29 protein-coding genes are annotated in these 26,496 nt (G+C 66.9%); 19 read left to right on the top strand and 10 right to left on the bottom strand.

Going from position 1 to position 26,496, the window contains the following annotated elements; translation table 11 throughout:
- The first annotated feature begins 223 nt into the window (after positions 1-223).
- Positions 224-3,541 (top strand): carbamoyl-phosphate synthase large subunit, encoded by a 3,318-nt coding sequence (carB, locus tag K3551_RS07900; RefSeq protein ID WP_259919008.1) that lies wholly within the window; start codon positions 224-226, stop codon positions 3,539-3,541.
- A gap of 14 nt (positions 3,542-3,555) precedes the next feature.
- Here the strand turns inward: carB and K3551_RS07895 are convergent, their stop codons facing one another.
- Positions 3,556-4,185 (bottom strand): hypothetical protein, encoded by a 630-nt coding sequence (locus K3551_RS07895; RefSeq protein ID WP_259919007.1) that lies wholly within the window; start codon positions 4,183-4,185, stop codon positions 3,556-3,558.
- 375 nt (positions 4,186-4,560) lie between these two features.
- On the opposite strand from K3551_RS07895, the gene K3551_RS07890 reads away from it, so the two are divergent.
- Positions 4,561-5,067 carry a DUF2726 domain-containing protein gene (locus K3551_RS07890; protein WP_259919006.1) on the top strand — a complete coding sequence of 169 codons (507 nt, stop codon included), beginning with the start codon at positions 4,561-4,563 and terminating at the stop codon, positions 5,065-5,067.
- Positions 5,068-5,171: 104 nt separating this feature from the next.
- Positions 5,172-6,299 (top strand): beta-ketoacyl-ACP synthase III, encoded by a 1,128-nt coding sequence (locus tag K3551_RS07885; protein WP_259919005.1) that lies wholly within the window; start codon positions 5,172-5,174, stop codon positions 6,297-6,299.
- On the opposite strand, the gene K3551_RS07880 is transcribed toward K3551_RS07885, so the two are convergent.
- The gene (locus tag K3551_RS07880; RefSeq protein ID WP_259919004.1) at positions 6,296-6,676 is read right to left on the bottom strand and encodes a hypothetical protein; all 381 of its coding nucleotides are present in this window, start codon (positions 6,674-6,676) and stop codon (positions 6,296-6,298) included. The two genes, K3551_RS07885 and K3551_RS07880, sit on opposite strands and share 4 nt — an antisense overlap.
- Before the next feature lie 116 nt (positions 6,677-6,792).
- Here K3551_RS07880 and K3551_RS07875 point away from each other — a divergent pair, with 116 nt between their 5' ends.
- Complete coding sequence (locus tag K3551_RS07875) at positions 6,793-7,395, top strand: thymidine kinase (protein ID WP_259919003.1); 603 nt, start codon at positions 6,793-6,795, stop codon at positions 7,393-7,395.
- A 10-nt stretch (positions 7,396-7,405) separates the two neighbouring features.
- On the opposite strand, the gene K3551_RS07870 is transcribed toward K3551_RS07875, so the two are convergent.
- Entirely contained in the window at positions 7,406-8,884 is a 1,479-nt protein-coding gene (locus K3551_RS07870; protein WP_259919002.1) for an ankyrin repeat domain-containing protein, read from the bottom strand.
- Between the two features lie 219 nt (positions 8,885-9,103).
- On the opposite strand from K3551_RS07870, the gene K3551_RS07865 reads away from it, so the two are divergent.
- The 5 genes from K3551_RS07865 (at position 9,104) to K3551_RS07845 (ending at position 14,095) form a co-directional block, all read left to right on the top strand.
- Positions 9,104-10,822, top strand: a complete 1,719-nt coding sequence (locus tag K3551_RS07865; protein ID WP_259919001.1) for a DNA polymerase III subunit gamma/tau — start codon at positions 9,104-9,106, stop codon at positions 10,820-10,822.
- A gap of 239 nt (positions 10,823-11,061) precedes the next feature.
- Positions 11,062-11,541: a DNA starvation/stationary phase protection protein Dps gene (gene dps / locus K3551_RS07860; RefSeq protein WP_259919000.1), complete on the top strand. Its 480-nt coding sequence runs from the start codon at positions 11,062-11,064 to the stop codon at positions 11,539-11,541.
- A gap of 181 nt (positions 11,542-11,722) precedes the next feature.
- The gene (locus tag K3551_RS07855) at positions 11,723-12,067 is read left to right on the top strand and encodes a YbaB/EbfC family nucleoid-associated protein (protein WP_259918999.1); all 345 of its coding nucleotides are present in this window, start codon (positions 11,723-11,725) and stop codon (positions 12,065-12,067) included.
- 7 nt (positions 12,068-12,074) lie between these two features.
- The gene (gene recR, locus K3551_RS07850) at positions 12,075-12,671 is read left to right on the top strand and encodes a recombination mediator RecR (protein WP_259918997.1); all 597 of its coding nucleotides are present in this window, start codon (positions 12,075-12,077) and stop codon (positions 12,669-12,671) included.
- Positions 12,672-12,763: 92 nt separating this feature from the next.
- The gene (locus K3551_RS07845; RefSeq protein WP_259918995.1) at positions 12,764-14,095 is read left to right on the top strand and encodes a bifunctional diguanylate cyclase/phosphodiesterase; all 1,332 of its coding nucleotides are present in this window, start codon (positions 12,764-12,766) and stop codon (positions 14,093-14,095) included.
- Here the strand turns inward: K3551_RS07845 and K3551_RS07840 are convergent.
- Entirely contained in the window at positions 14,081-14,713 is a 633-nt protein-coding gene (locus K3551_RS07840; protein ID WP_259918993.1) for a ribonuclease T2, read from the bottom strand. The two genes, K3551_RS07845 and K3551_RS07840, sit on opposite strands and share 15 nt — an antisense overlap.
- A gap of 149 nt (positions 14,714-14,862) precedes the next feature.
- On the opposite strand from K3551_RS07840, the gene K3551_RS07835 reads away from it, so the two are divergent.
- From K3551_RS07835 to K3551_RS07825, 3 genes are all read left to right on the top strand, one after another.
- On the top strand, positions 14,863-15,618 hold the full coding sequence (locus tag K3551_RS07835) for a DUF1013 domain-containing protein (RefSeq protein ID WP_259918992.1): 756 nt from the start codon (positions 14,863-14,865) through the stop codon (positions 15,616-15,618).
- Positions 15,619-15,707: 89 nt separating this feature from the next.
- Entirely contained in the window at positions 15,708-15,914 is a 207-nt protein-coding gene (locus tag K3551_RS07830) for a hypothetical protein (protein ID WP_259918991.1), read from the top strand.
- Positions 15,915-15,917: 3 nt separating this feature from the next.
- Positions 15,918-16,790: a hypothetical protein gene (locus tag K3551_RS07825; RefSeq protein ID WP_259918990.1), complete on the top strand. Its 873-nt coding sequence runs from the start codon at positions 15,918-15,920 to the stop codon at positions 16,788-16,790.
- Here the strand turns inward: K3551_RS07825 and K3551_RS07820 are convergent.
- Positions 16,787-17,374, bottom strand: coding sequence for a TetR/AcrR family transcriptional regulator (locus K3551_RS07820; protein WP_259918989.1), 588 nt, complete (start codon positions 17,372-17,374; stop codon positions 16,787-16,789). The genes K3551_RS07825 and K3551_RS07820 overlap by 4 nt on opposite strands.
- A 69-nt stretch (positions 17,375-17,443) precedes the next feature.
- On the opposite strand from K3551_RS07820, the gene K3551_RS07815 reads away from it, so the two are divergent.
- Both K3551_RS07815 and K3551_RS07810 read left to right on the top strand, forming a co-directional pair.
- Positions 17,444-18,073 (top strand): NAD(P)-dependent oxidoreductase, encoded by a 630-nt coding sequence (locus tag K3551_RS07815; protein ID WP_259918988.1) that lies wholly within the window; start codon positions 17,444-17,446, stop codon positions 18,071-18,073.
- Positions 18,070-18,549: a DUF1772 domain-containing protein gene (locus K3551_RS07810; protein ID WP_259918987.1), complete on the top strand. Its 480-nt coding sequence runs from the start codon at positions 18,070-18,072 to the stop codon at positions 18,547-18,549. The genes K3551_RS07815 and K3551_RS07810 overlap by 4 nt, the downstream gene beginning before the upstream one ends.
- Here the strand turns inward: K3551_RS07810 and K3551_RS07805 are convergent.
- Genes K3551_RS07805 through ubiA form a run of 3 tightly spaced genes read right to left on the bottom strand, consistent with a single transcriptional unit; the run spans position 18,546 to position 21,825 of the window.
- A complete protein-coding gene (locus tag K3551_RS07805) occupies positions 18,546-18,869 on the bottom strand; it encodes a coiled-coil domain-containing protein 30 (RefSeq protein ID WP_259918986.1) in 324 nt (107 codons plus the stop codon). The two genes, K3551_RS07810 and K3551_RS07805, sit on opposite strands and share 4 nt — an antisense overlap.
- Positions 18,866-20,824 (bottom strand): OmpA family protein, encoded by a 1,959-nt coding sequence (locus K3551_RS07800; RefSeq protein WP_259918985.1) that lies wholly within the window; start codon positions 20,822-20,824, stop codon positions 18,866-18,868. The genes K3551_RS07805 and K3551_RS07800 overlap by 4 nt, the downstream gene beginning before the upstream one ends.
- 56 nt (positions 20,825-20,880) lie before the next feature.
- Positions 20,881-21,825 carry a 4-hydroxybenzoate octaprenyltransferase gene (ubiA, locus tag K3551_RS07795; RefSeq protein WP_259918983.1) on the bottom strand — a complete coding sequence of 315 codons (945 nt, stop codon included), beginning with the start codon at positions 21,823-21,825 and terminating at the stop codon, positions 20,881-20,883.
- Positions 21,826-21,836: 11 nt separating this feature from the next.
- On the opposite strand from ubiA, the gene K3551_RS07790 reads away from it, so the two are divergent.
- The 5 genes from K3551_RS07790 to K3551_RS07770 all read left to right on the top strand — a co-directional run bounded on the left by K3551_RS07790 (position 21,837) and on the right by K3551_RS07770 (position 25,723).
- A complete protein-coding gene (locus K3551_RS07790) occupies positions 21,837-22,574 on the top strand; it encodes a 16S rRNA (uracil(1498)-N(3))-methyltransferase (RefSeq protein WP_259918982.1) in 738 nt (245 codons plus the stop codon).
- Positions 22,575-22,638: 64 nt separating this feature from the next.
- Positions 22,639-23,385 carry a GNAT family N-acetyltransferase gene (locus K3551_RS07785; protein ID WP_259918981.1) on the top strand — a complete coding sequence of 249 codons (747 nt, stop codon included), beginning with the start codon at positions 22,639-22,641 and terminating at the stop codon, positions 23,383-23,385.
- A 59-nt stretch (positions 23,386-23,444) separates the two neighbouring features.
- A complete protein-coding gene (locus K3551_RS07780) occupies positions 23,445-23,957 on the top strand; it encodes a hypothetical protein (RefSeq protein ID WP_259918980.1) in 513 nt (170 codons plus the stop codon).
- Between the two features lie 49 nt (positions 23,958-24,006).
- Positions 24,007-25,377 (top strand): glutamate--cysteine ligase, encoded by a 1,371-nt coding sequence (locus tag K3551_RS07775; protein WP_259918978.1) that lies wholly within the window; start codon positions 24,007-24,009, stop codon positions 25,375-25,377.
- Between the two features lie 61 nt (positions 25,378-25,438).
- Complete coding sequence (locus tag K3551_RS07770) at positions 25,439-25,723, top strand: hypothetical protein (RefSeq protein WP_259918977.1); 285 nt, start codon at positions 25,439-25,441, stop codon at positions 25,721-25,723.
- 27 nt (positions 25,724-25,750) lie between these two features.
- On the opposite strand, the gene K3551_RS07765 is transcribed toward K3551_RS07770, so the two are convergent.
- Both K3551_RS07765 and K3551_RS07760 read right to left on the bottom strand, forming a co-directional pair.
- Positions 25,751-26,005, bottom strand: coding sequence for a hypothetical protein (locus tag K3551_RS07765; RefSeq protein ID WP_259918975.1), 255 nt, complete (start codon positions 26,003-26,005; stop codon positions 25,751-25,753).
- A gap of 14 nt (positions 26,006-26,019) precedes the next feature.
- A complete protein-coding gene (locus K3551_RS07760; RefSeq protein WP_259918973.1) occupies positions 26,020-26,439 on the bottom strand; it encodes a DUF805 domain-containing protein in 420 nt (139 codons plus the stop codon).
- Positions 26,440-26,496 lie beyond the last annotated feature (57 nt).

Here is a 26,496-nt window from a genome sequence, read left to right as displayed (position 1 = left end):
CTTGGAAGTTTCGTCGTCCCCGACAGTCCCGGAACGCGGGCAATCAGCCCTCTTGCGTCCAAGTCTGCCAAATGTGTCCTAATTGACGGTTAACGCCCCCTTACGGCTGCGGGTTCCCCCTGCGTAAATGTTCCGTGACCCGCAACGTGCCGGACGGGGTTGCACCCCCCCGCGCTGGCCCCTAAACGCACGACAATTTGCAAAAGCACCGGGGGACGGCACGATGCCGAAACGGACCGACATCCAGTCGATCATGATCATTGGCGCGGGCCCCATCGTCATCGGGCAGGCCTGCGAATTCGACTACTCCGGTGCCCAGGCCTGCAAGGCGCTGCGCGAAGAAGGCTATCGGGTCATCCTGGTCAATTCCAACCCCGCCACCATCATGACCGACCCCGGCATGGCCGATGCCACCTATATCGAGCCCATCACCCCCGAAGTCGTCGCGCGCATCATCGAAAAGGAACGCCCCGATGCGCTTTTGCCGACGATGGGCGGCCAGACCGGGCTGAACACCTCGCTGGCGCTGGACGATATGGGCGTGCTGGAGAAATTCAACGTCGAGCTGATCGGTGCCAAGCGCGCCGCCATCGAAATGGCCGAAGATCGGAAACTCTTCCGCGAGGCGATGGATCGGCTGGGTATCGAAAACCCCAAGGCCCTGATCGTGGCCGCGCCCAAGACAGGCGACCGCTACGACATCAACGCCGGCATGGTCGAAGCGATGGATGCGCTGGAACACGTGGGCCTGCCCGCGATCATCCGCCCCGCCTTTACCCTGGGCGGCACCGGCGGCGGAGTTGCCTACAACCGCGCCGATTACGAGCGCATCTGCCGCACCGGCCTGGAGGCGTCGCCCATGGCGCAGATCCTGGTCGACGAATCCCTTCTGGGCTGGAAGGAATTCGAGATGGAGGTGGTCCGCGACAAGGCAGACAACGCCATCATCGTCTGCGCCATCGAAAACGTGGACCCGATGGGCGTCCACACCGGCGATTCGATCACTGTCGCCCCCGCGCTGACGCTGACCGACAAGGAATACCAGATCATGCGCACGCACAGCATCAACGTGCTGCGCGAGATCGGTGTCGAAACCGGCGGATCCAACGTTCAATGGGCCGTGAACCCCGCCGACGGGCGCATGGTCGTGATCGAGATGAACCCCCGCGTGTCACGGTCGTCGGCGCTGGCGTCCAAGGCCACGGGGTTCCCCATCGCCAAGATCGCGGCCAAGCTGGCCGTTGGCTACACGCTGGACGAGCTGGACAACGACATCACCAAGGTGACCCCCGCCAGCTTCGAGCCGACCATCGACTATGTGGTCACCAAGATCCCGAAGTTCGCCTTCGAGAAATTCCCCGGCTCCGAGCCGACCCTGACCACGGCGATGAAATCCGTGGGCGAGGCGATGGCCATCGGCCGCACCTTCCACGAATCGATGCAAAAGGCGCTGGCGTCTATGGAATCGGGCCTGACCGGGTTCGACGAAATCGACCTGCCGGACGATCCAGCCGCGATCAAGGCGGCGCTCGGCCGTCAGACGCCTGACCGGATCCGCGTCATCGCCCAGGCCATGCGCGCCGGGCTGTCGGACGACGACATCCAGGCCATCACCATGTTCGATCCCTGGTTCCTGGCCCGCATCCGCGAAATTGTGGACGTCGAGGCCGTGGTCAGACGCGACGGGCTGCCGGTTGTCGAAGAAGACCTGCGCCGCCTCAAGACCATGGGCTTTACCGATGCGCGTCTGGCCAAGCTGACGGGCCGGACCGAAGACAACGTGCGCCGCGCCCGCCTGAACCTGGGCGTCACCGCGCAGTTCAAGCGGATCGACACCTGCGCCGCCGAGTTCGAGGCGCAAACCCCCTATATGTATTCCACCTACGAGATGCCCGTGATGGGCGAGGCGGAATGCGAATCGCGCCCGACCGACGCAAAAAAGGTCGTCATCCTGGGCGGTGGTCCGAACCGGATCGGCCAGGGGATCGAGTTCGATTACTGCTGCTGCCACGCCTGTTTCGCGCTGTCGGACGCGGGCTATGAGACGATCATGGTCAACTGCAATCCCGAAACGGTGAGCACGGATTACGACACCTCTGACCGGCTCTATTTTGAACCGCTGACCTTTGAGCACGTGATGGAAATCCTGCGGGTGGAGCAGGAAAACGGCACGCTGCATGGCGTGATCGTGCAGTTCGGCGGTCAGACACCGCTGAAACTGGCCAACCTGCTCAACGAGGCGGGCATCCCGATCCTGGGCACCACGCCCGATGCCATCGATCTGGCCGAGGACCGCGAACGTTTCTCGGCGCTGGTCGAAAAGCTGGGCCTGAAGCAGCCACGGAACGCCATCGCCACGACCGACGCCGAGGCCCGTTTGCGCGCCGAGGAACTGGGCTATCCGCTGGTCATCCGCCCCTCCTACGTGTTGGGCGGGCGAGCGATGGAAATCGTGCGCGACACCGCACAGCTGGAACGCTACATCCGCGACGCTGTCGTGGTCTCCGGCGACAGCCCCGTCCTGCTGGACAGCTATCTGTCCGGCGCGATCGAGGTCGACGTCGACGCCCTGTCCGACGGCGAAACCGTCCATGTCGCGGGCATCATGCAGCATATCGAAGAGGCCGGCGTCCATTCCGGCGACAGCGCCTGCTGCCTGCCGCCGCACACCCTGTCCCAGGACGTCATCAACACGATTCGCCATCAGACCGAAGACTTGGCGCTGGCGCTGCGGGTCGTCGGCCTGATGAACGTGCAATTCGCCGTCAAGGACGAAGAGGTCTACCTGATCGAGGTGAACCCCCGCGCGTCCCGCACGGTGCCCTTCGTCGCCAAGGCCGTGGATTCGGCCATCGCCTCCATCGCCGCGCGCCTGATGGCGGGCGAGCCGATGTCGAACTTCCCGCTCCGCGATCCCTACCCTGCCGACGCGGAAATCGCGCATGTGCCGATGGGCGACACGATGATGCTGTCGCACCCGGACACGCCCTGGTTCTCGGTCAAGGAGGCGGTGCTGCCCTTTGCCCGTTTCCCCGGCGTCGACACCCTGCTGGGGCCGGAAATGCGCTCCACCGGTGAAGTCATGGGTTGGGACCGCAGCTTTGCGCGCGCCTTCCTCAAGGCACAGATGGGCGCGGGCGTCGTCTTGCCCGAGGGGGGCACCGTGTTCCTGTCGATCAAATCCGACGACAAGACCGCGCAGCTGGTCGAAACCGCATCCTTGCTGATCGACATGGGCTTCTCGATCCTCGCCACGTCCGGCACGGCGGAATTCCTGGCCCGCCACGGCATCGAAAGCCGTCACGTCAACAAGGCGTATGAAGGCGGGCGCACGGTCGTCGACGTGATGAAGGACGGCGAAGTCCAACTGGTCATGAACACCACCGAGGGCGCCCAGGCAGTCGAGGATTCGCGGTCCATGCGCAACGTCGCCCTGATGGATCGGATCCCCTACTTCACCACCCTGGCCGGGTCGCATGCCGCGGCACTGGCAATGAAGGCGCGGGCCGAAGGCCCGGTCGAGGTGCGGTCGCTGCAATAGCAGCGGCCGGGCCCTCAGCCGTTGCTCTGGGCCAGGCATCCCCAAAGCCTGCGCGGGAACGTTTTTTCGGCCGCCCCGGAGTAGCGCTCATAGGCCTTCAAGCGCGCGGTCGCGACCGTCAGGTCGTACTCCGCATCTTCACGGTTTTCGGCCCCGGTGACCCGGTCGATCAGCGAGACAATCGAAACCGATTTCCGGCTTACCGCGCGCCGAAGGTTCGTCTGAACCAGAAAGGTCACCTCCCACAGGAGGGCCACATCCTCCAGGTCGGGCGTGCCCCTATCATCCATCCGGGACGCCCCGGCACTTGCGATGCAATTGGATTGATCCGCTGCCAACAGCAGCGCCTCATGAGCTTTCGCCCCACCGTAATACCGCATCCCTTCTGACAGCCCCAAGGCGATCAACAGACCAGCGGCCAGATCGTCGGACCCCGGCGCGTTTTCGTTCACGAGGGCGTAGGCAAAGCCGGACAGGATCAGCAGCCCGTTGCCGCCGCGCCGATAGGCTTTCACGCGGTCCGAACTCTTGAGCAACTCCCCCGCCACGGCCCGGTTCAGATGGACCAGCTTATCGAAATCATCGGTCGTCAACTGCGGTGCGACGGCACCGGTCGTCCGCGCGGCCGGCAGTGTTCTGTCCACCGCCCGCTCAAACGCCGCCTCAACGGTCCGGCTGCGGCCATCGAAAGTGGTGCCGGGGTCCGGTTGCGTGTCTGATGCCGGCGCGCATCCAGCCAGAAGGCCGACCAGACACAATAGCAAAAGGGGAAAACGATCGCGAAGAAATCTCGTCATGGGTGAATATCCGAATGGGTCAAACAAATGTATCCCACAGTCAAAGACGGACCGTGCCCCCCTGTCAACGAAAGGAACCGGTGGGCGCGGATGCGCATTTTCATTTAATTATTTATAATTGCTATATTTTTAGCAACCAACGCCGCCACCACCCCGCCCTGATCTCGCCATGTGATCCCGGCCATATCTCCCTTGTCTGCTGCGCAAGAAAGGGAGCGTCCGATGCTGCTGCAACTGCGACCCACACCGGGCCCCCTGGCCTCCGCCTTGTCCTTCCTGACACGCAGGTCGGGCCGGGCGGGGGTTGCCGATCTCTGTGCCCATTCCGGTCGCGCAGAAGAGCGGGAGGAGACCTTTCGCAGGGTCTCTGACCTGGCCCGCGCCCACGGGCTCCATATTGCGCCATCGGTCGCGTTGGGGGCCGTGTTCAGCGTCCGTGACGGGCGGCGATCGGCGGTGTCCCAGGCGGCCCGCAGCGCCCTGTTTCAGGAACGGGTCGACATGTTGCTGCTGGACCGGGGGGCGCGGCCGGTGCTGGCAATCGACCATTGCCCGCCCGACGCCACCGGGCGCGGCGCACCCGGGCGCAACCGGGTCAAGAGCCGCCTGTTCGACCGCGCGGGCCTGCCAATTGTCACGTTGCAGGGTTTGGCGAAATGGGACCGGGACCGCGGGCGGATCGAACTCCGACTGGCAGACGCCGAGACGGCAGAGCGGCAAGAGCGCTAGCGGCCTGACGCTACGGCACAGGGGGCTTGCACGTCTTGACCGGGCCGGGTGCCGCCGACAGGTTGGCGCACGCCCATCGTCCCCGCCCCCAGAGGAACCCTGCCATGACCGCCTCGACGCGCGCCGCCATCACCGGGTCCGGCCTCTTTACGCCATCCCAGGTCATCACAAACGATGAATTGGTCGCCGCCTTCAACGCCTACGCGGACCGTCAGAATGCGCTGCACGCCGATGAAATCGCCGCAGGCACCCGCGCCGCGCTGCCCCAATCCAGCGCCGATTTCATCACCTCCGCCAGCGGGATCGAGCAGCGCTACGTGCTCGACAAGGCGGGCGTTCTGGACCCGGACCGGATGTATCCCCGACTGGCCCCGCGCAGCGACGAGGAACCGGGGCAGATGGCCGAAATGGCCGTGTCGGCCTGCACCGATGCGCTGGCCCAGGCCGGGATCGATGCCGGTCAGATCGACGCGGTGATCTGCGCCGCCTCGAACCACGAACGCGCCTATCCGGCGATCGCCATCGAGATCCAGACTCTGCTGGGCACCGGCGGCTTTGCCTTTGACATGAACGTCGCCTGTTCCTCGGCCACCTTCGGCATCCAGGCGGCGGCGGACATGATCCGATCCGGCTCGATCCAGCGGGCCATCGTCGTCTGCCCCGAAATCTGCTCGGCCCATCTGGAATGGCGCGACCGCGACTGTCATTTCATTTTCGGTGACGTCTGCACCGCGCTCGTGCTGGAACGCGACGACCTGGCGCGGGGCGCGCGCTTCACCATCGACAGCACCCGCTGCGCCACGCAATTTTCCAACAACATCCGCAACAACGACGGGTTTCTGCGCCGCACCCGTGACCAGATGGAAGACCGCCGCGACATGCAGTTCGTCCAGAACGGGCGCAAGGTTTTCAAAGAGGTCCTGCCCCTCGTCTCGGCCCATATCGCCGATCACCTGGCGTCAGAAGGCGTGATGCCCGACGACCTGAAACGGCTGTGGCTGCACCAGGCGAACAAGTCGATGAACGATTACATCGGGCGCAGGGTGCTGGGCCGCGTGCCCACTGCCGAGGAACAGCCGAACATCCTGCAGGATTACGCCAACACGTCTTCGGCAGGGTCGATCATCGCATTCGCCAAGCATTCCGCCGATCTGACAGCCGGCGACCGTGGGCTGATCTGTTCCTTCGGGGCCGGGTATTCGGTGGGATCTGTCTTGGTAAGCCGGAACTAACCCGACTGCGTCAATCGCAGGATATGGGCAGTCAGGGCGGCCTGAAGGATGCGCGCCTCTGCCAGGGCCTGGTCCGCAGGCAAATCCCCGCTCATCAGTCGGGCCACCCCCTCCGACAGGTCGGACAGATCAGCGACCTCGGGGCCCAGGGCATGGGCGATCAGCGCGTCGGTCACCAAGGGCAGCCCGGCCTCTGCCTCCAGCAGGGCGACGGCGTCGATCGGCATGAAACGGTCCGCGTGTTCCTCATCGAGCGAGTAATAGCGCCCGATCGTGGCCTTGGACTTGCCGATGATGGCGCAGGACCGCTCCACCCCCAGTGATTTCACCAGAGCTTCGGTGCGTCGTTTCAAAACTGTGGCGATATCCGCCGTCATCTGGATCTCCCTCCGGGGCACCGTATCAAAGCCGAACCGTCTGGGAAACGTCGTCTCCTGTCGCAGGGCCGCACCAGGGGCTTCCCTTTCTTGGCGCAGGGCGCCACGACCGGGGCATGGCCAAGCTCTACTTTCACTACTCCACGATGAACGCAGGCAAGAGCACGCTGCTCCTGCAGGCGTCCTACAACTACAACGAGCGCGGGATGCAGACCTATCTGCTGACCGCGAATTTCGACGACCGGGCCGGCAAGGGGCAGATCGCAAGTCGTATCGGCATCGCCGCCGAGGCCGATACCTATTCGGGCGATACCGACCTCATGGCGTTGATCTCCGCCCGGCTGGACGCGGGCCCCTGCGCCTGCGTGCTGATCGACGAGGCGCAGTGGCTGTCGCGCGACCAGGTCTGGCAGCTGGCGCGCGTGGTCGACGATCTGGACGTTCCGATCATGGCCTACGGCCTGCGGGTCGATTTCCGCGGAGAGCTCTTCCCCGGATCCGCCGCGCTGCTGGCGCTGGCCGACGAAATGCGCGAGGTGCGCACGATTTGCCACTGCGGGCGCAAGGCGACCATGGTGATCCGCGTCGACGCCGAGGGCCGCGCCCTGACCGAAGGCGCCCAGGTCGAAGTCGGCGGCAACGACCGCTACATTTCGCTCTGTCGTCGTCATTTCCGCGAACGCATCGGTGACCGGGTGCCCCCGGAGGCCCCGGTCTAGGCAACGCCGGCTAGTCCACGACCTGCCCCGGATGGGCCACCGCCCAAGCGCGCAGAAAGGCCGTCAGCTCCGCGTCCCCGGCCCCCTCCAGCGCCCAGCGGGGCAGCGCCACGCCTGCACGCAGGGCCAGCTCGGCGCAGGCCAGATGGTCGCCGGTCTCGCCTTCCTGCGCGCCATGCAGGATCGCCCCCAGCAAGGTGCCGCCATGGGCATTTACTCGACCCAGATCCGGCTTCAACGCCAGCAGGGCCGCCAACGGGGCCGCCTGCCCGGCCCATCCCGCAACCTGCACCGCCGTCACCCCCATCCCGTCCGGTCGGTCGTATTCGACCCCCACCCCGGCCAGGCGGGTGATGTGCCCGGCGCTGTCGGGCAGATGCGCAATATCACGGATGATGTTGCGCAGGCCGGGCGGCAACTTGCCCGGGTCTAGAAACCGCCCCGATGGCACGGCCCCCTCTGCGGCCCCCGCCATCAGCGCCTCTGCCTCGGTCAGGGCGGGGACCGTCGCCCGCACCTCGATCGCGTCCGCAACCGCCCTGGCCCCGTAAACCCGCGCGTAGGCATGGGCCGACACACCCTCATGCAACTGCGCGGGCTCGGCCCCTGCCTGCATCAGCATCTCGGCCATCCGCCCGTCACAGCCCCGGCGTGCGGCGTGGTGCAACGCGGGACTGCGCCCCGGCTCCGCCAAGGATGCGCCTGCCGCCAGCAGAGCCGCAACCATGTCATGAGCGTTGAAATCCAACGCCCGCAGCACTGCGTTCGTCCCCGCAGGATCCGCCCCATTGGCCAGCAGCAGGCGCACCCCCTCGGCATGCCCCATCTCGCAGGCATGATAGAGCGACTCGCCATCGTTCGGATCGGCACCCTGTGTCAGCAACCATTCCGCCAGCGGCAGGTTCCGCGCGTGTCCGATTGTCGCGTACAACGCGGACAATCGCTGTCCCGGTGCCTTGTCCCAGGCATCGTTCACATCGGCCCCCTGCGCGCGCAGGGCTGCGGCAATCGCCAACATGTCCGCCCGCTTTTCTGGCGCGGCCTGAAAGTGCCGCGAAAAGGCCAGGTGCAGAATGGGACGACGCGGCCCCAGCATCCGCACCGCGGCCCCAGGATCGTCCGCCAACCGCCGCATCACTGCTTCGCGATCATAAAGCACGATCGCCAGGGCAAAATCCTCCGAGGGGGCCAGGTCCTCGGCCAGCAGGCGTTCCACGATCCAGTGCTGTCCGAAATAGACGGCCTGCCGCAGCCGGTGCCGCTTTTGGGCGCGGTCCATGCCGATGCTTTCTTCGGCGAACTTGGCGGCGGGCCAGCTGGAAAACCCCGCCTCTCGGGCGACGATATGCAGGAAATCGGCATGACGCAGCGGCTGCCCCGGGCGCGGGTCGACGGCGGTGACACGCGCGATCGTGGCACTGTCGCCGGCCTCATAGGCGGCGCGCAACCGCTTGGCGGATCTTCGCAAAGTCTCAAGGGTAAGGGGCATGGGGTTTCCTCCGAAACGCCCCCGATCCGCTGGTGGGGCACAGGATGAAACCGAAGGTCTGACCGGTCGTCCAAAGGGGTGTCTTGCGACTTTCCGCGGATCAGGCAGCTGCCCCGAGCAGCCCCAGAACGATAGCGCGCGCCCCGCCTGCCCGCAACCGGTGGACGCGCCCCGGTCAGGTGGTAGAACAGTCCGGTTCCCGCCCGAAAGGCCGCGCCCATGTCCGACACCGCCCCCGCCGTCTACCAGGTTCTCGCGCGCAAATACCGGCCCGCGACATTCGCCGACCTGATCGGACAGGATGCGATGGTGCGGACGCTCCGCAACGCCTTTGCTGCCGACCGCATTGCCCAGGCCTTCATCCTGACCGGCATTCGCGGCACCGGCAAGACGACGACGGCGCGGATCGTGGCCAAGGGGCTGAACTGCGTAGGCCCCGATGGCACCGGCGGCCCCACCACCGACCCCTGCGGCACCTGCGAGCCCTGCGTGGCCATCGCCGAGGGGCGCCACGTGGATGTTCTGGAAATGGACGCCGCGTCCAACACCGGCGTCGGCGACATGCGCGAAATCATCGACAGCGTGCATTACCGGGCCGCCTCGGCGCGCTACAAGATCTACATCATCGACGAGGTGCACATGCTCTCGAACAGCGCCTTCAACGCGCTGCTCAAGACGCTGGAAGAACCGCCCGCCCACGTCAAATTCATCTTCGCCACGACCGAGATCCGCAAGGTGCCCGTCACCGTGCTCAGCCGTTGCCAGCGGTTCGACCTGCGCCGGATCGAGCCGGAGGTGATGGTCGACCACCTCGCAGGGATCGCCGCCAAGGAAGGGGCCGAGATCGCGGGCGATGCCCTGGGCCTCATCGCGCGCGCCGCCGAGGGGTCGGTGCGCGACGCCATGTCCCTGCTGGATCAGGCGATTTCCCACGGTGCGGGCGAAACCACCGCCGATCAGGTCCGCGCCATGCTGGGGCTGGCCGACCGGGGCCGGGTCATGGACCTGTTCGAGCTGATCATGAAAGGCGAGGCCGCCGCCGCCCTGCTGGAGCTGGGCGCGCAATATTCCGACGGGGCCGATCCCATGGCAGTGCTGCGCGATCTGGCCGAGGTGACGCATTGGGTGTCGGTCATCCAGATCACCCCTGACGCCGCCGAGGACCCGACCGTCAGCCCGGACGAACGCGCCCGTGGTCAGGCCTTTGCGACCGGCCTGCCGATGCGCGCCCTGACCCGCATGTGGCAGATGCTGCTCAAGGCGTTGGAGGAGGTCGCGATGGCCCCGAATGCCATGATGGCCGCCGAGATGGCCGTGATCCGCCTGACCCACGTGGCCGACCTGCCCTCGCCCGACGACCTGATCCGCAAATTGCGCGACACGCCCGCGCCCACCACGCACGCACCCGCCCCGCGCCCCGCGCCATCGGGCGGCGGCGGTGGTGGTCCCGTCGCCCGCTCCGGCGCTGCGACGGCGCTGGCCATGGACCACGAACAGGCTCTGGCCCGGTTCCAGACCTTCCCGCAGATTGTCGAGCTGATCCGCGCCAACCGCGACGTCAAACTGCTGGTAGAGGTGGAAACCGGTGTCCGTCTCGTCCGCTATTCACCCGGTCGGATCGAGTTCGAGCCGACCCCCGACGCGGCCCCGGACCTCGCCGCCCGACTGGCCGGACGGCTGCAGGGCTGGACAGGCGTGCGCTGGGCCGTGTCGCTGGTGACAGAAGGCGGGGCCCCCACCCTGGCTGAAACCCGCGACGCGCAGGCCCGAAAGACAGAGGCCGAGGCCCTCGCCCATCCGATGACGCAGGCCGTTCTGCAGGCCTTTCCCGGTGCCAGACTGCTGGAGGTCCGCACCCGCGCCGCCATCGCCGCCGAAGCGGCAGAAGACGCGCTGGCCGAGGTCGAAGACGAATGGGATCCATTCGACGAAGACTGACGACCCGCTGACGCGGATCCGTCCCCTCTTCCTCTGGCCATAAATACCGCGGGGAGCGCGAGGGGCTGGCCCCTCGCTCCGCGGCCCGCACCGACCTCGACGCGTGCGACCGCCCCCCCGCTTGCCTACGGGGGTCCGGGGGACGTCCCCCGGCCCGGCCATCGGAAATCTCGGCAGATCTGAAACCGAATCACCTCCTGCGGTGTTGTCGATCCGAACAGCACATCAAGGAGGGTCCCATGCCCAAGAGTTTCGTCACCGGAATCGACACCCAGGTCCAGGCGCAGATGTGCGACCTGCTGAACGCCCGTCTGGCCGAGGGCATCGACCTGCGGCTGGCCGTGAAACAGGCACATTGGAACCTGCGCGGGCGCGGATATATTGGCGTGCATGAATTGCTCGACGAGGTGTCGGCCCGGCTGGGTGACGGCACGGACATGATGGCCGAACGGGTCGCGCTGATGGGCGGTTTCGCACGCGGGACCACGCAGGTCGTGGCCGAGAAAACCACGCTCGCACCCTATCCGGTGGAACTGACCGATATCGAGGCGCATATCGCCGAACTGGTCGACCGCTTCGAGACCTACGGCAAGGCCCTGCGCGCGGCGATCGCCGACGCGGGCGATGCCGGCGACGAAGACACCGCTGACCTGTTCACCGAGGTCAGCCGCCTGGTCGAAAAGGACACCTGGTTCATCGGGGCCAATGCTGCTGCCTGAGACACGCGTCGGTTTCCATGAAAGGATTGGTCAGATCGTTCCATCGATCTGACTGCCCGAAAGACGCACCCGCGCCCCGCCGACCATCCGGCCTGCGGGGCCCGGCGTGCCCGCCGGCCCTTGTCCGCCCCCGCCGCACCGCCTAGGTCCGAAGGCAGGATCAAGCAGAAGGATGGGCGAGATGTTCAAGGGATTGGGTGGCCTCGGCGACATGGCCGGGATGATGAAGAAGGCCCAAGAAATGCAGGCCAAGATGGGCGAGATGCAGGACAGCCTGAGCGACATTCAGGTGACCGGCGAAAGCGGCGCGGGACTGGTCAAGGCCACCGCCACCGCCAAGGGCGACCTGATCGGGTTGGACATCGACCCCTCCATTTTTCAGCCCGATGAAAAGGAAATGGTCGAAGACCTGATCCTTGCTGCCATCAAGGACGCTCAATCCCGCGCCGCTGACCGCTCCCGCGAGGAGATGGGGAAGATGGCCGAAGGTCTGGGTCTGCCGCCTGGCATGAAGCTGCCGTTCTGATCCCGCATTGGACGGCCAGCGCGACATCGAGGATCTGATCGCGCGGGTGGCGCGGCTGCCGGGGCTGGGGCCACGCTCGGCCCGGCGTGCCGTGTTGCACCTGATCAAAAAGCGCGACACACAGTTGCTGCCCTTGGCGCAGGCCCTGACGGACATCGGCCGCAGCGTGCGAAACTGTCTCAACTGCGGCAATATTACCACGGGCGATATCTGCGCGCTCTGCCAATCGGACAAACGCGCCAACGGTCAGCTTTGCGTGGTCGAGGACGTCGCAGATCTTTGGGCGATGGAACGGGCACAGGTGTTTCAGGGCCGCTATCACGTTCTAGGCGGCACTTTGTCCCCGCTGGATGACGTCGGACCCGAAGATCTGCACATTCCCAAGCTGCGCGACCGTATCGCGGCGGAAGCGGTGCGCGAGGTGATCCTGGCGCTGAACGCCACCGTCGACGGCCAGACCACCGCTCATTACGTGGCGCAGGAGCTGTCGGGCACCGGTGTCTCGGTCAGCGGCTTGGCCCAGGGAATGCCCGTGGGTGGCGAACTCGATTATTTGGATGACGGCACCTTGCGCGCGGCCCTATCATCCCGGAAACCTTTCTAGTTCCTTTTTTTTGCCCGTTGGCGCACCACATTGCATTTTCACGTGTCCCCGGTTTCCGGCCACGCCCTGCCCCGTAAGCATCGAGGACTCCGATGATCACGGCCACGACCCTTGCCGCCCTGATGATCGGTTCAGCCGCAGGCGGAGCACTGTTTTGCAGTTGGTGGCACCATCGCCGCAGGGATGACGCGCCGTCTGCAAATGTCGCCCCAACCCGACTGGCCCTGACCGAGACCGGAAACGGGGCGCTGGCGCTTTTGGACGTCGACGATCTGGCCGGGCTCAACCGCGTGAACGGCTATGATACGGGGGACCGCCTTCTCAATCAGATCGAGGACGTGCTGCGCCGCATCCTGACCGACGGCCTGGGGTTGGAGCGCCTGGACAGCGGCCGCTTTCTTGTCTGGTTGCCCGACCAGGACATCGCCTCTGCACGTGCCGTCGTGGAGCGGATGCGCGACACGGCGTCCCGCAGCTATGTCCATGGCGCGCAAGGCCAGGTCGCGCGCACCTTGTCGGCCGGGCTGGTCGCCACCACGCGCGAAGAAGGACGGGGCCGCGCCATGGTCCATGCCGGGGCCGCCGTCGCGCGGGCCAAATCCTTGGGTGGCAACCGTCTGGAACTGGCCCACAGCCGCCCCGCGCCGCCTGCGGGCCCGACGCGGGACGAGGTCATCAAGGGCATCGCGTCGGGGGCTCTGTGCTACTACCTGCAACCGATCATGGATCTGCGCCGAAACCGCGTCGCAGGGCTGGAGGCGCTGCTGCGGTGGACCCGCGAAGACGGGGCGGTCATCGGGCCGGGTGCCTTCGTGGATCAGCTTGACCGGATCCCCGACCACACAGAGGACCTGTTCCCTGCCCTGACCGAGGATGCGGCGCGTCCCTTTGTGCATGGGCCGGACCCTCTCTTCCTGGCGGTGAATATCAATGCCACCGTGCTGGACGGGGCAGGCAGCACCGGCTGTCTCTGGCTGCAAGAGGTGCTGCGCAGGCTGCCGCCTGATCGTCTGGTCGTGGAAATCGTCGAAACCGCCGTCATCGCCCAGCCGGAACGCGCCGCCATGCTGGTGGACAAACTGCGCGCACAGGGCGTGCGGGTTGCGTTGGATGACTTCGGGACCGGCCTGTCGAACCTTGACCGGTTGCAAAAGACGCCGGTGGATTTCCTCAAGATCGACCGTGCCTTTACCTGCGAGTTGGGCGGCGATGGCCGGGCCGAAGCGATCCTGCGCAATCTGGTGCGCATGGCCCGCGACCTGAACATCGAAATCATCGCCGAAGGGATCGAGACAGAGGCCCAGGCCTGCGCCGTCTCAGACCTGGGTATTCGCTACGGCCAAGGCTATCACTTCGGTCGCCCTGCGCCCGCCAGCGATTGGGCCCGCTGCCTGGAGAGGGAGCCCGCGCTATCGGACGGGTGACAGCAACGCGTCGGGCAGGCTGCAATCCCGGATCACATCCGCGCCACAGCGCCGCGGCTCCAACCCGCGGGTCAGGCAGATCCGCACTTCCTGCAGGCGCCCGGCCTTGCAGGTGACCGTTACGCCATCGGCTTCCAGCGCCGGGTTTTCCTCCAGCACCGCCTCTTCCACGACCGAGGCGGGCAGCGTCACCTCGCGCCCCAGCTCCCGCAGGACGGCGGGGCGGTTCACGCGGTCATAGGCCAGCCGCGCCAGATCGAAATAGTCCCCCGCCGAAAGGCCGGAACAGCGCCCGTGCTTCTTCCATTGATGCCAGGCCGACCCACTGGTTCCCATGATGTCGGCCATGGCCCCGGTCTCTGTGCGCGTCGCCTCGCGGTGGGACGTGCGGCAATAGGCGGGCCAGCCGCGCTCGAACTGAGGCCAGAGGCCGTGCAGGACGAACCCGTATCCCGTGCCTTCCTCGCATTGGGGCGAGCGGCGCGCATCGCCGTCCAGCGCACACCAGGTGGGCGACCAGCTGAGCGACAGAACATAGTAATCGAACGCGCCCGCTGGCTCCCCATCCGCAAAAACGGGGGCGGCCAACAGGCACAGCGCGGCAAGAAGGCGTTTCATCGGGGCTTCCCCTGTCTGGACCCTTTGCCTATATAGCCCCCCAAGTTCCCCCGAAAGCGAGAACAGCCGGCCCCGCCCGGAAGCCCCTGATCCGGGCGACGGGACAGGCTTGCCCGGGGTCCAGAGATTTGATCCGAGAGGAGACCGAGATGAACAAACCGATCATGGCAAAGGCCACCGCCGTCTGGCTGGTGGACAACACCACCCTGTCGTTCCGTCAAATCGGCGACTTCTGCGAGCTTCACGAGCTGGAGGTCCAGGGCATCGCGGACGGTGACGTGGCCGTCGGCGTCAAGGGGTTCGACCCCGTCGCCAACAACCAGCTGACCGCCGAGGAAATCGAAAAGGCCGAGAAGACGCCGTCCTATCGTCTCAAGCTGAAATTCAACGCCGCCGCCGTCGGCGAAGAAAAGCGCCGTGGCCCGCGCTACACCCCTCTGTCCAAGCGTCAGGATCGTCCCGCCTCGATCCTGTGGCTGGTCAAGTTCCACCCGGAATTGTCTGACGCCCAGATCTCCAAGCTGATCGGCACCACCAAGCCGACCATCGGGGCCATCCGCGAACGCACGCACTGGAACATCCAGAACATCCAGCCGATCGACCCGGTCGCCCTGGGTCTGTGCAAGCAGTCCGAGCTGGACGCCGCCGTCCAGAAAGCCGCCGCCAAGAAGGCCGCAGATGGCGAAGTCATGACCGACGAGGAACGCCGCAAGCTGGTCTCGACCGAACAATCGCTGGGCCAGGAGGACGAGCCGAAGATGCCGTCGAACATCTCCGGTCTGGAAAGCTTCACCTTGTCGGGCACCGACGACGAAGAGCCGAGGGACACCCGCGACGTCCGCGACGCCGACAGCTTCTTCAACCTGCCCGAGGGCGAGGACGACGACGAAGACGACGACCGCTGATCCGCTGGGGCCGGGTTTGCGGCCCCTTTCGCGAATCGCGCGCTGATGGCACCTTTCGGTCACGCATTGACCGGGACCAAGGGGGCAACATGGCAACCCGAAAGATCGCCATCGAAATGCCAGAGGACCTGGCGGCCTTCCTGGACCGCTTGGCCGCCGCCAGCGACCGCGCGGACGCGGCGGCGGTCCTCATCGACCTGACCAGACAGCTCAAGACAGCTCAGGACGAGGCACGCGCGCTGCAGCTTGCAGAACGCCCCGGCGTCGTCACCTCCAAAATGACATCGGGAAGCTGATCCATGGCCGATGGGTCTGCGACGCCGGGCTATGCGGGGTGGCGCAAATCCCTGCGTGAGACGCTGAAATGGTATGCCGTCACGCTGGCGGGGGTCGGCGCGGCGCTGGCCGCTGGCCTGACGCTGGCGGTCCTGCCGAAGCTGCCGCCCGAAAGCTTCGCCGCCGGGGTATTCTTCGGGGCCCTCGTGCTTGGCCTGCTGATTGCCGGTCTGCGGTTGGTCAGCGACGCACTGACCGAAGATCCCTTCCTGCTGGACGATCTGACCGACGCGGAGGTCATCGCCCGGCTGGACCACTATATGCCGCGCCTGACCAACGACCGCTACCGCAGCCTGTCTGCCCTGCGCGCCGCCTTGGCCAAATTGCCGTCCGAGGGCCCGACCGGAGGGGTCACGCCCAAGGCCGCCGATGATCCGCTGGCCAACCTGGTGACCAGGATCGCGCCCGATGTCCTGTCGGTTGAAGCCGCCTACCTGACGTCCGCCCCCCGCACCGCCCCGACCGACGCCACCCTGCGGGCCTTTCGCAACGCGGCAGAGGATCTGGCCGCCGGGCTGATGCTGGAAAAGGAAACGCGGCACGTCACGGGGCGGCTGATGGGCTACTTCGTGCTGGCGTTGCCCGCGCTTGCCACGCTGGCCTGGCTGCAGGGCCCGCCAAAGCCCGAGCCTATGGACCTGTTCATCGCCCGCGATGCCCCCCTGCCCGCAGCGGTCGTTCCCTTGTTGCGCGGCTGCGCCGACGCGGGTGCGCCCTTGCCGGTAAAGGCCCGGCCAACCGACCCGGAGGGGTGGTGGACGACCAGCTTTGCGCAGGGGCCCTGCAAGGGGATCACCTTGATCCTGCCCGCCTCGACGCTCCGCCCCGTGCCCTAGGCAATCAGGCGCCGCGCCGCCAGGACCTGCATCTCGGCCAGGTACGCGGCCTGCGACCAGCCGCAATCAAGGCACAGGTGCTGCCACATCCGCACCGACAGCAAGGACCACAGAAGGTCCGTTGCCTGCGTTTCTGACAGGTCGCGGGCCAGATGCCCGTCGGCCTGCAATGCCGCCACCGCCGCCGCGCACCCGTCGCGCATCGCGGCCATGCGATCATCCCAGGCGGCCTCTGCCTCCGGGTCAGTGTCCTTCATCGCAAGGATCGCACGGGACACGCCGTGGATGACCGGAATGTAATCGCCCCAGGCCGCCACCCAAAGACGCAGCCGCTCCGTCCCCGATGTTGCGGCCCGACTGGCGGCCAGCCGGATGTCGACGTCGGCACGGCTGTCCAGATGGCGGGTCGCGGCGATCAGCAGCTCGGCGCGATTCGGAAAGTTGAGATAGACCGCCTGCCGGCTCAGCCCGGCGGCCTTGGCGATATCGGACATGCGGACCGGCTTTTCCCCCTTGTTTTCAAGAAGGTCGAGCGCGGCATCCAGGATGCGATCGCGGGAGGATTTTGAGTCGCTTGACATCATGTAAAGCTACCACTTATGACCGGGACGTCAACTTTACACCGTGTAAAGCTCACCTCGAAAGGATCCGCCATGAACGTCATCATCTTCGGTGCCACCGGCACTGTCGGCCGCCTCGCCACGCAACGCATGCTGGACGCGGGCCATCGCGTCACCGCCTTTGCGCGCAATCCGGACAAGCTGGACATCGAGGCCCCCGCCCTGACCCGCATCGCAGGCGACGCCACCGACGCCGCCGCCGTTACCGCCGCGCTGCAGGGACAGGATGCCGTCGTCGTCACCCTGGGCGCAGGCATGACCCGGCGCAGCACGATCCGCTCGCAGGGGACGCTGGCCATTATCCGAGGCATGCAGCACCACGGCATCCGCCGCCTGATCGTGCAAAGCACACTGGGTGCCCACGAAAGCTGGTCCAACCTCAACTTCTTCTGGAAACGGATCATGTTCGGGGCGCTGCTCCGCCCTGTCTTTCAGGACCATCAGCGGCAGGAAGACATGGTCCGCGCCAGCGGCCTGGATTGGACGCTGGTTCGCCCCGGCGCCTTCACCGATGGCCCCGCCACCGGCGACTACCTCGAAGGGTTCGGCCCCGAGACACGCGGCCTGAAGCTGAAGATCAGCCGTGCCGATCTGGCCGTGTTCCTGACGCGCCAACTGGCCGACCGCAGCAACGCGGGCCGCGCCGTGGCGGTTTCGGCATGACCGGGCTGTGGGACGCGGGACTGCTGCCATACGTCCTGGCGGCGATGGCATTGTGCGCGGCGTTGGTCGCAGGCGTGTTTCTGACCTTTTCGGAACTGGTGATGCCATCGCTTTCGGTGGCGCAACCGGCGGCAGGCTCCGAGGCCATGCAGATCGTCAACCGCCGTGTGTTCCGCACGCTGTTCCTGACGCTGACCTTGGGGTTGGGGCCGGTCTCGGCGCTGGCGCTGTGGCTGGGCTGGGGCAATCCGGCCATCATGGCGGGTGCGGTGGCCTACCTGCTGGGGGTCATCGGCGTGACCGTTGCGGGCAATGTGCCGATGAACGAACGCCTGGCTGCGATGCCCGACGGCAGCGCAGCGGCGCAGGCCTATTGGCCAGCCTATGCGCAGGGCTGGACACGTTGGAACCACCTGCGTGTTCTGGGCGGGATCGTCGCCGCCACGGCCTGGATGGCGGCGGTCCTTGCGGCCTAGGCGTTCAGGCTCTCGATATAGCCGCGCAGCTCGGCGGCTTCCTGCCGGGCTTCGCGCAACCCTTCCATGGCGGCCTTCAGCTCTGCCTCGGTCTGGGTCACCTGAGTGGTCAGTTCCTGCTCGCGATACTGCAGGTAGGTGATCGCCTCGTCGCGCTGTTCTTCGGCGTCGTGCAGGGATTTGGCCATATCCTCCAACTCCGCCATGTCGGAATGGGTGACGCGGCTGAACCGGTTCACCAACCAGGAGGCGAACCAGCCCAGCATGAAGGCCACGAACAGGATCACCGCGATGGCGATAACGAACTCCAGGCGGTTCATTGGTCGCCCTCCTCACTGGCTTTGTCTTCGGCAAGCGCTTCGGCTTCGGCGGGGTCGGCCTCTGGCGTGTTGGCCGGCGGGTCTGCGTCGCCGGTTTCCGGGGTGTCGGTTGCGGCGATCGGATCGCCTTCGCGGTCGCGACGACCGATCAGGGTAAAGGTGATGCGCCGGTTCGCCTCGCGCCCTGCCTCGGTGCCGTTGTCGTCGATGGGCTCCGCCTCGCCATAACCCTTGGCGATCAGCTGGCTGGGCGGGGTGCCGCGTTCGATCAGGGCCAGGCGCACCGCCTCGGCCCGCGATTGCGACAGATCCAGGTTCATGACTTCGCGCCCCTGGCTGTCCGTATGTCCGCCAACCTCAAAGACGTTGCGCCCGCACAGGTCCAGCAGGTCAACCAACCGCTTCAGCTGGCCCTCGCCGGCGGTGTCGATCACTGCCTCGCCCGGCGCAAAGGTCAGCTTCTGTTCCACCAGCACCGCGTTCAACTGTTCCTCGCAGCCCTCGGGCGTCGGAATGCTCAGCAGCGGATCCAGCTCTTCGTTGTAGTCGATATCGGCCCGGAAATTCGCCTCTGCGCCCAGCTTGTCAGACAGGATGCGGGAAATCTCGGCCTCGGCCTCGGGGTTGCCAGTGACACCGCGAATGGCGACCAGATCGGGTCGCACCACGACGGCCCCGTTTTCCAGCCGTGACAGCACGTCCAGCGCGGCCAGCACGCGGGCGGGCCAGCCCTGCGGCAACGATTCGTCCTGGCGGGTTGCGATATAGGTCCGCTGCGACCCGAACAGGGCGCGCCCATAGCTCAGCACCGCCGCCTCCTGCGCCTCGTCATACAGCCTGCCCCGCAATTGGACCTGACCTTCGGGCGACAGGGTTGCGGTGAATTCGGGGGTTTCGACCTGCCCCTCGCCGCCCTCGGCCTGGGGGGCCTCCGGCAGCACTGCGCTCAGCGCGAAAATATCGGGCAGCGCGGTTTCCAGCTCGGCCACGGCGGTGTCGAAGGCGGATTGTACCGTGCCCTCACGCGCCACCAGCGTCACATCCGCGTCCGACAGGGTCACCGACCCGCCGCCCAACTCGGCCAAGGTCGCGATCGACAGCGCCGCCGCATCCCCCCAGGACGCCGAGGGCACACCAAGCCCGATCACACAGGTGGGCGTGCCCTGATATCCGGCCTCGCCCGCCACGCGCAGAACCTTGGCGCGGGCCGCCTCGCTGTCGACGGCGCAGGCCTCGAACCGGGGGCGCCCCTGTTCGGGCATGACGAAACGCAACGTAAAGGGCGTGATCACCGGGCGTGGCGCGGCAATGGCCAGCGTCAGATCCAGCCCGGCAGGCTTGGCCGCGTTCAGGTCCCGTTCCAGACGGCGGCGTTCCTGATCGCTGTCGGCCACGGCGGTCACCTTGACGCGCCCCGGCTCGACCGAGATCTTGGCCCGCGGCAGCAGGTCCAGCGCCGTCAGCGCAAAGGCCACCGCATCGCCCCATGTCTCGGGGGTGTCATAGGCAACCCGTTCCACCATGTCGGTGACATCAAGGTTGGCGCGGGCGATCAAGGCGGCGATGCCTTCGCCAGAGGTCTCTGCCGGGGTCAGGCCAATCAACGAAACGGCGTCCTGGTTGCGCAGGATTTCCAGCGCAAAGCGCGGCGCCATTGCCGGGGCCGACGCGCGCACATCCATCGCGTCCAGCACGCGACCCGGATCGACGACAGCCCCCGCCTCGGTCACCGCGCGGAACCGGGCACGTTCATCGGGGGCCATGCCGGTCAGGATCAGTTGCAGGCCATCGGTGCGCACGTCGAGCCAGTCCATCCCCTGACCCGACAGCCGTTCGCGCACGGCGTCGCGCGAACTGCGTTCGATGTAATCGGCAGAAACCCAGGCCGCGGCCGCTGCGGTTGCGGCGGCCAGCACGAAGGCTGCGGTGGTGGCGATGGTCTGATTGCGGCTCATGGGATCCGTCAGCTGATGCGTCCGCTGTGCTTAGCGAACCGTTAACGGCTGGGCAATCAGAGCAATGCAGCGACGGCGAAAAACGGCAGGGGGATCAGGCCGGTCGTGCTGTTGGCGCGAAACAATGCCAGGCACCGCGCCGGATCGGCGATGTCCAGCCGGGACAATTGCCAGACCAGGTGCCACCCCATCGCCCAGACCCCCAGCATCGCCACCAGCGCCGGACCGACAGGCAGCGCGGCCAGAACGCCCATGGACAGCAGGGCAACCGTGGCCATCAGGAACCCGTTCATCCAGGGACCCGGACGGTCCCCGAACCGCCGCGCCGTGGATTTGACCCCGATCAGCGCGTCGTCTTCCACGTCCTGATAGGCGTAGATCGTATCGTAAAACAGCGTCCAGGCGATCCCGCCGAGATAGAGCATCACCGGTGCCAGGCTCAGCGACCCGGTATAGGCCGCCCAGGCCAGCAGCGCGCCCCAATTGAACGCCAGTCCCAGGAACACCTGCGGCCACCAGGTGAACCGCTTGGCAAAGGGATAGATCGCCACCGGCAACAGGGCCAGCACGCCCAAGGCAATCGCCGTCGGGTGAAACGTCAGCAGGATCCCGAAGGCCAGCGCCGCCTGCACCCCCATCCAGCCCAGTGCCTGCAGGGGCGTCACCTGCCCCGACGGGATCGGGCGTGACCGGGTGCGCGCGACGCCCGCGTCGATTTCGCGATCGGTGACGTCGTTCCAGGTGCACCCCGCGCCGCGCATCAGGAACGCGCCTAACGCGCAACCCAGCGCGATCCACAACGCCTCGACCCGGAACCCGGTCGCAGCAACCGCCAGCACCAGGCCCCACCAACACGGCAACAGCAGCAGCCAGGTGCCAATCGGGCGGTCCGCCCGCGACAGCCGCAGATAGGGGCGCGTGACCGCCGGGGCCAGGGTATCGACCCAGTTGCCCTTGACGGCGTCGGCCACCTGTCCTTGATCGGGGAGCGTTTCGGACACTAGAGAGCCTCATGGACAGCAAAGTCAGACTTCATGTAGGCCAGCCGGTCGGCACAGGGCAATCCGTCGAACTGACGCGGGAGCAGGCGCACTACCTGTCCGGCGTCATGCGGCTGTCGCCCGGCGACACGCTGACGGTCTTCGACGGGGCGAACGGGGCGTGGCGCGCCCGGATCGAGGCTGCGACGAAACGCGGTGGCGCGCTGGTCTGCGAGGATCGCGTGGCCGAACAGCGCGATCCCCCCGACCTCTGGCTGATCTTTGCACCGATCAAGAAGGCGCGCACCGATTTCATCGTCGAGAAGGCGGTGGAACTGGGGGCCGCCCGCATCCTGCCCGTCGCCACGCGGTTCACCAATTCCGAACGCATCCGCCGCGACCGCCTGCAGGCCCACGCGGTCGAAGCCGCCGAGCAATGCGGTGGCACCTTCGTGCCCGAGGTGACCGATCTGGTCACGCTCGACCGGCTGCTGCACGACTGGCCCGAGGGCCGCGCGCTGGTGTTCTGCGACGAGACGCTGTCGGACGATCCCCTCTGGTCCGAGGGCGGCGAGGCCGGGGCCTTCCCCCCCGCCCCCGCCGCGATACTGATCGGGCCGGAGGGCGGCTTCGCCCCCGAGGAACGCGACCGCCTGCGCGCCCTGCCCTTCGCCGTGCCCGTGGCCCTCGGCCCGCGCATCCTGCGGGCGGATACGGCGGCGGTGGCGGCGCTGACGCTTTGGCAGGCGGCACGGGGCGACTGGCGGTGATCCCGACGATCCGGCGGCCCCCGCCCGCCTCGACGCCAATCTGAGCCGGATGCCGGAGGACACGATGTTCCTGCGCAGCAACCTGGCTGCCCACGGGCTGCGCGGCACCTACCCTCACGCGACGCGCTTCTGGACGGACGGGACCGCGGTTCTGGGCCTGACGCGGGCGGGCTTTGCCCTGCCCTTTGCGCCCGACGGTTGGGACGTGAACCGCGCGGCGCACGCAATGTCCGGAATGGATCTGAACGGGATCATCGGCCCTGCCGCCGTGGCCCGCCCCCTTCTTGCGGCCTGCGGCCTTTCCCAGGCACCGATGCAAAGGAACGATGACGCGCCGCAGATGGGCCTCTCGCTTGATGCACTTGTCACCCCCGACGGGCCGGGCAAGCTGGTGCCGCTTGATGCCCATGCCGGTCAGGCGGCCCTCTGGCGGCTGGCCGCCAACCGGGAAGCCGAAGCCGGCGCGCAGGATATCGAGGGCGCGCGCGCCGAGGTGGCGCGCTGGATTGCGCAGGACCGGGGGCGGCTGTTGATCGACGGGGACACGCCGCTTGCGCTGACCGGCCTGAACGCGGCCCTGCCCGACATTGTCCAGGTCGGTGGTGTCTACGTGCCGCCCGCGCGTCGCGGTGCGCGCCTCGCCGGACGGGCGGTCGCACTCGACCTGGACCGACGCCGTGCCCTTGGCGTCACGCGCGCGACCCTTTTCGCGGACTCCGTGCAGGCGCTGCGCAGCTACGCGCGGCTGGGGTTCGTGCGGACCGGGACCGTCGCGCTCATCCTCTTCGATGGACCGCAGCGCGCCGTATGACCCTTGGTCCCGCGCGCAGGGATGCTTATCCTCCTCCTGTTCCAATCGAGGCACCGACCATGATCCGACCCGAAGCCGCCGCCGTCATAACCCGCTGGCGCGAAGCATTGGCAGGGGGGGCCGCGATGGTGCCCGGCCTCTGGCTGCTGGCCACCTCTGGCGGGTTGGCGTTTCTGTTTGGGCTGGCGCTGACGCTGCTGGGCGGGTTCCTGGCCTTCAACGGTGTCCGCCACGCCCGGTTCCGCACCGAGGCGGAGGCCCCGGGCACGGTCGAGGTGGACGAGGGCCGCATCACCTACCTGGGCCCGATCATGGGCGGCGCGGTAGAGCTGGACGACCTGACGGAACTGGTGTTCCGCCGCACGTCCACGGGCGAGGCGTTCTGGCGGTTCACCTCTGATGGGGCGCGGCCGCTTTATATCCCCGAAGGGGCCCACAACGCCGAGGCGCTGCTGGATGCCATGGCCCCGCTGCCGGGTTTCGATGGCGGTGCAATGGTGCGCGCGGTGCAATCGCGCACACCCACGACGATCACCGTATGGAGCCGTCCGGGCCGCGCGGCCTTGACTTGACCTCGCCCGCGTTTCAACCGTGAACCCCGAGCAGAGATAGAGGCCCCCGATGTCCATTCCCCAGTCCGGCGGCGGGCCGATCACCGATCCCGCGCAACTGTATGAATACATGGAATCCGGCTGCAAGCCGAAGACGGATTGGCGCATCGGCACCGAGCACGAGAAATTCGGCTATTGCGAAGACAGCCTGGCCCCCCTGCCCTACGAAGGGGAGCGGTCGATCCACCGCGTGCTGAGCGCGCTGCGCGACACCTACGGCTGGACCCCCGTCGAAGAGGGCGGCAAGCTGATCGGCCTGGAAAAGAACGGGGCCAATGTGTCCCTCGAACCCGGCGGCGCGCTCGAATTGTCGGGGGCGGCGGTCGAATCGATCCACCAGACCTGCGACGAGGTCAACGACCACCTGCGCGAAGTGAAATCGGTGGCCGACCATATCGGCGTGCGGTTCATCGGCCTGGGGGCCGCGCCGATCTGGACCCATGACCAGATGCCGCTGATGCCCAAGGGGCGCTACAAGTTGATGGATGCCTACATGGACACGGTGGGCACCAGCGGAAAGACCATGATGCGGCGGACCTGCACCGTGCAGGTGAACGTCGACTTCGCGTCCGAGGCCGACATGGTCAAAAAGCTGCGGGTTGCGATGGCCCTGCAATCGGTGGCCACGGCGCTGTTCGCCAATTCACCGTTCTTCGAGGGCAAACCCAACGGCCACAAATCCTGGCGTGCACGCACCTGGCGGCACCTGGACGACGCCCGCACCGGCATCCCCGAATTCGTGTTCGAGGATGGCATGGGGTTCCAGCGCTGGGCGGATTACGCGCTCGATGTGCCGATGTATTTCGTCTACCGCGATGGCAAATACGTGAATGCGCTGGGCATGTCGTTCCGCGACTTCATGCGCGGCGAACTGCCGGCCCTGCCGGGCGAGGTGCCGACCTTGTCGGACTGGGCCGACCATCTGACGACGCTGTTCCCAGAGGCGCGGATCAAGAAGTACATGGAAATGCGCGGTGCTGATGGCGGCCCCTGGCGCAGGCTCTGTGCGTTGCCCGCGTTCTGGGTCGGGTTGCTTTATGATGGGACGGCGCTGGACGCGGCCTGGGACCTGGCAAAGGGTTGGGATCAGGAAACGCGGGATGCGCTGCGGGTCGCGGCCTCGGTCGATGGACTGCAGGCGGAAACCCACGGCGTGAAGATGCACGATCTGGCCCGTGAACTGGTCGATATCGCCCACGAGGGTCTGCGCGCGCGCGCAATGCCCGGGGCCGGCGGCATGATCCCCGATGAGACGCATTTCCTGAACGCCCTGCGCGAAAGCGTCGAGACGGGGCAGGCCCCGGCGGATGAGCTGCTGGCCAAGTATCACGGCGACTGGAACGGCGATCTGACGCGCATCTACGGTGAATACAGCTACTGACCCCTTGCGCCGCGCCGCCCGGTGCCCATGCTAGGGCGGCTGCGGACATCTGGGGGACGCCATGCGTGATTTCTTCATCAAGGGGCTGGAGATCGTGATCTCGGTCGTGATCGTTCTGGCCGCCGTCGGCATCGTCGTGGCGGCCATCGGCGCATTGATGGGATCGGTGCCCACCGCCCCCGGCCTGCCACCGATCGAAGGTCCGCTGGCCGCCGCCGTGATCCTGATCGGCGGGGCGCTGACCTTGTTGATCACCGGCGGCGCGCTGTACCTGTTCCTGGGGATCTACGCCAACACGCGACGCACGGCCGACGCGCTGGAATTGTTGATCACACTGCGACGCTAGGCACCAGGGGGCGGCGTGAACCCCGCCCTACACAGGTCGCGTCGGGATCAGATCGGCCACGAAATCCGCGACCTTGGCCGCTGGCATCTCGCAGGGTTTGAGCCGCGGCCCCGCCTCCAGGCGGTAAAGGTTCAGGCTGACGTAATCCGCCCCGTCCAGCGACCGCGCGACAAGCTTCTCCGACGCACCGCCCGCAAAGAGCGTGCGCACCACCAGCCAATCGCGCCCCAGTGCCTGTCCGCGAAAGGCCCCAAGCGGCAGATCCAGCAGCCGGGCGGCCACCGCTTCGGCGCGGGTCAGCGGCGTACCTTGGGCACAGAGCTTTCGGGGACTGTCCTGTCCCGGCGCACCGCTGCGCGCACCCGGGGGCCAAAGCGGTTCGGTCCCTCGATCCCGCGCTGCGCCCAGAAATAGATCATGACCAAGATCCCGATCAACGGCACCAACAGGATCGCCTGCCACCATCCGCTTCGGTCGATGTCATGCAGGCGCCGGGCCCCAACGGCCAGGGACGGCACCAGGATTGCCAGTGTGAACAGCCCCTCGAACAGCCCGATCCCGTCTGAGCCGAATAGAATCGCGTCGATCAACTGCACGGCCAGATTGGCGCCGAACCCGAACAACGCGAACCACCAGAACTCGGGCCGGCCCGCGCGTCCGTTGAAATTGGCGTAGCCGGTCGTGAGACAGCGGCGGACAGCATCGGCAAAGGTCATCTGGGCCTCCTGGGGTTGCGCCCCTTCAAGGTGGCACCCCGAAAGGTCCCGTTCAAG

The organism is Jannaschia sp. M317 (genome assembly GCF_025141175.1).
In the GTDB taxonomy this organism is placed as follows: Bacteria; Pseudomonadota; Alphaproteobacteria; order Rhodobacterales; family Rhodobacteraceae; genus Jannaschia.
The sequence above is the reverse complement of the archived record's forward strand: the minus strand, read 5'-3'. Positions and strand labels throughout refer to the sequence as shown.

Excerpts from the sequence above, each read along its gene's own strand:
- carB (WP_259919008.1), top strand. The coding sequence starts at position 224 with ATGCCGAAACGGACCGACATCCAGTCGATCATGATCATTGGCGCGGGC.
- K3551_RS07890 (WP_259919006.1), top strand. The coding sequence starts at position 4,561 with ATGCTGCTGCAACTGCGACCCACACCGGGCCCCCTGGCCTCCGCCTTG.
- K3551_RS07885 (WP_259919005.1), top strand. The coding sequence starts at position 5,172 with ATGACCGCCTCGACGCGCGCCGCCATCACCGGGTCCGGCCTCTTTACG.
- K3551_RS07880 (WP_259919004.1), bottom strand. The coding sequence starts at position 6,676 with ATGACGGCGGATATCGCCACAGTTTTGAAACGACGCACCGAAGCTCTG.
- K3551_RS07875 (WP_259919003.1), top strand. The coding sequence starts at position 6,793 with ATGGCCAAGCTCTACTTTCACTACTCCACGATGAACGCAGGCAAGAGC.
- K3551_RS07870 (WP_259919002.1), bottom strand. The coding sequence starts at position 8,884 with ATGCCCCTTACCCTTGAGACTTTGCGAAGATCCGCCAAGCGGTTGCGC.
- K3551_RS07865 (WP_259919001.1), top strand. The coding sequence starts at position 9,104 with ATGTCCGACACCGCCCCCGCCGTCTACCAGGTTCTCGCGCGCAAATAC.
- dps (WP_259919000.1), top strand. The coding sequence starts at position 11,062 with ATGCCCAAGAGTTTCGTCACCGGAATCGACACCCAGGTCCAGGCGCAG.
- K3551_RS07855 (WP_259918999.1), top strand. The coding sequence starts at position 11,723 with ATGTTCAAGGGATTGGGTGGCCTCGGCGACATGGCCGGGATGATGAAG.
- K3551_RS07845 (WP_259918995.1), top strand. The coding sequence starts at position 12,764 with ATGATCACGGCCACGACCCTTGCCGCCCTGATGATCGGTTCAGCCGCA.
- K3551_RS07840 (WP_259918993.1), bottom strand. The coding sequence starts at position 14,713 with ATGAAACGCCTTCTTGCCGCGCTGTGCCTGTTGGCCGCCCCCGTTTTT.
- K3551_RS07835 (WP_259918992.1), top strand. The coding sequence starts at position 14,863 with ATGAACAAACCGATCATGGCAAAGGCCACCGCCGTCTGGCTGGTGGAC.
- K3551_RS07830 (WP_259918991.1), top strand. The coding sequence starts at position 15,708 with ATGGCAACCCGAAAGATCGCCATCGAAATGCCAGAGGACCTGGCGGCC.
- K3551_RS07825 (WP_259918990.1), top strand. The coding sequence starts at position 15,918 with ATGGCCGATGGGTCTGCGACGCCGGGCTATGCGGGGTGGCGCAAATCC.
- K3551_RS07820 (WP_259918989.1), bottom strand. The coding sequence starts at position 17,374 with ATGATGTCAAGCGACTCAAAATCCTCCCGCGATCGCATCCTGGATGCC.
- K3551_RS07815 (WP_259918988.1), top strand. The coding sequence starts at position 17,444 with ATGAACGTCATCATCTTCGGTGCCACCGGCACTGTCGGCCGCCTCGCC.
- K3551_RS07810 (WP_259918987.1), top strand. The coding sequence starts at position 18,070 with ATGACCGGGCTGTGGGACGCGGGACTGCTGCCATACGTCCTGGCGGCG.
- K3551_RS07805 (WP_259918986.1), bottom strand. The coding sequence starts at position 18,869 with ATGAACCGCCTGGAGTTCGTTATCGCCATCGCGGTGATCCTGTTCGTG.
- K3551_RS07800 (WP_259918985.1), bottom strand. The coding sequence starts at position 20,824 with ATGAGCCGCAATCAGACCATCGCCACCACCGCAGCCTTCGTGCTGGCC.
- K3551_RS07790 (WP_259918982.1), top strand. The coding sequence starts at position 21,837 with ATGGACAGCAAAGTCAGACTTCATGTAGGCCAGCCGGTCGGCACAGGG.
- K3551_RS07785 (WP_259918981.1), top strand. The coding sequence starts at position 22,639 with ATGTTCCTGCGCAGCAACCTGGCTGCCCACGGGCTGCGCGGCACCTAC.
- K3551_RS07780 (WP_259918980.1), top strand. The coding sequence starts at position 23,445 with ATGATCCGACCCGAAGCCGCCGCCGTCATAACCCGCTGGCGCGAAGCA.
- K3551_RS07775 (WP_259918978.1), top strand. The coding sequence starts at position 24,007 with ATGTCCATTCCCCAGTCCGGCGGCGGGCCGATCACCGATCCCGCGCAA.
- K3551_RS07770 (WP_259918977.1), top strand. The coding sequence starts at position 25,439 with ATGCGTGATTTCTTCATCAAGGGGCTGGAGATCGTGATCTCGGTCGTG.
- K3551_RS07760 (WP_259918973.1), bottom strand. The coding sequence starts at position 26,439 with ATGACCTTTGCCGATGCTGTCCGCCGCTGTCTCACGACCGGCTACGCC.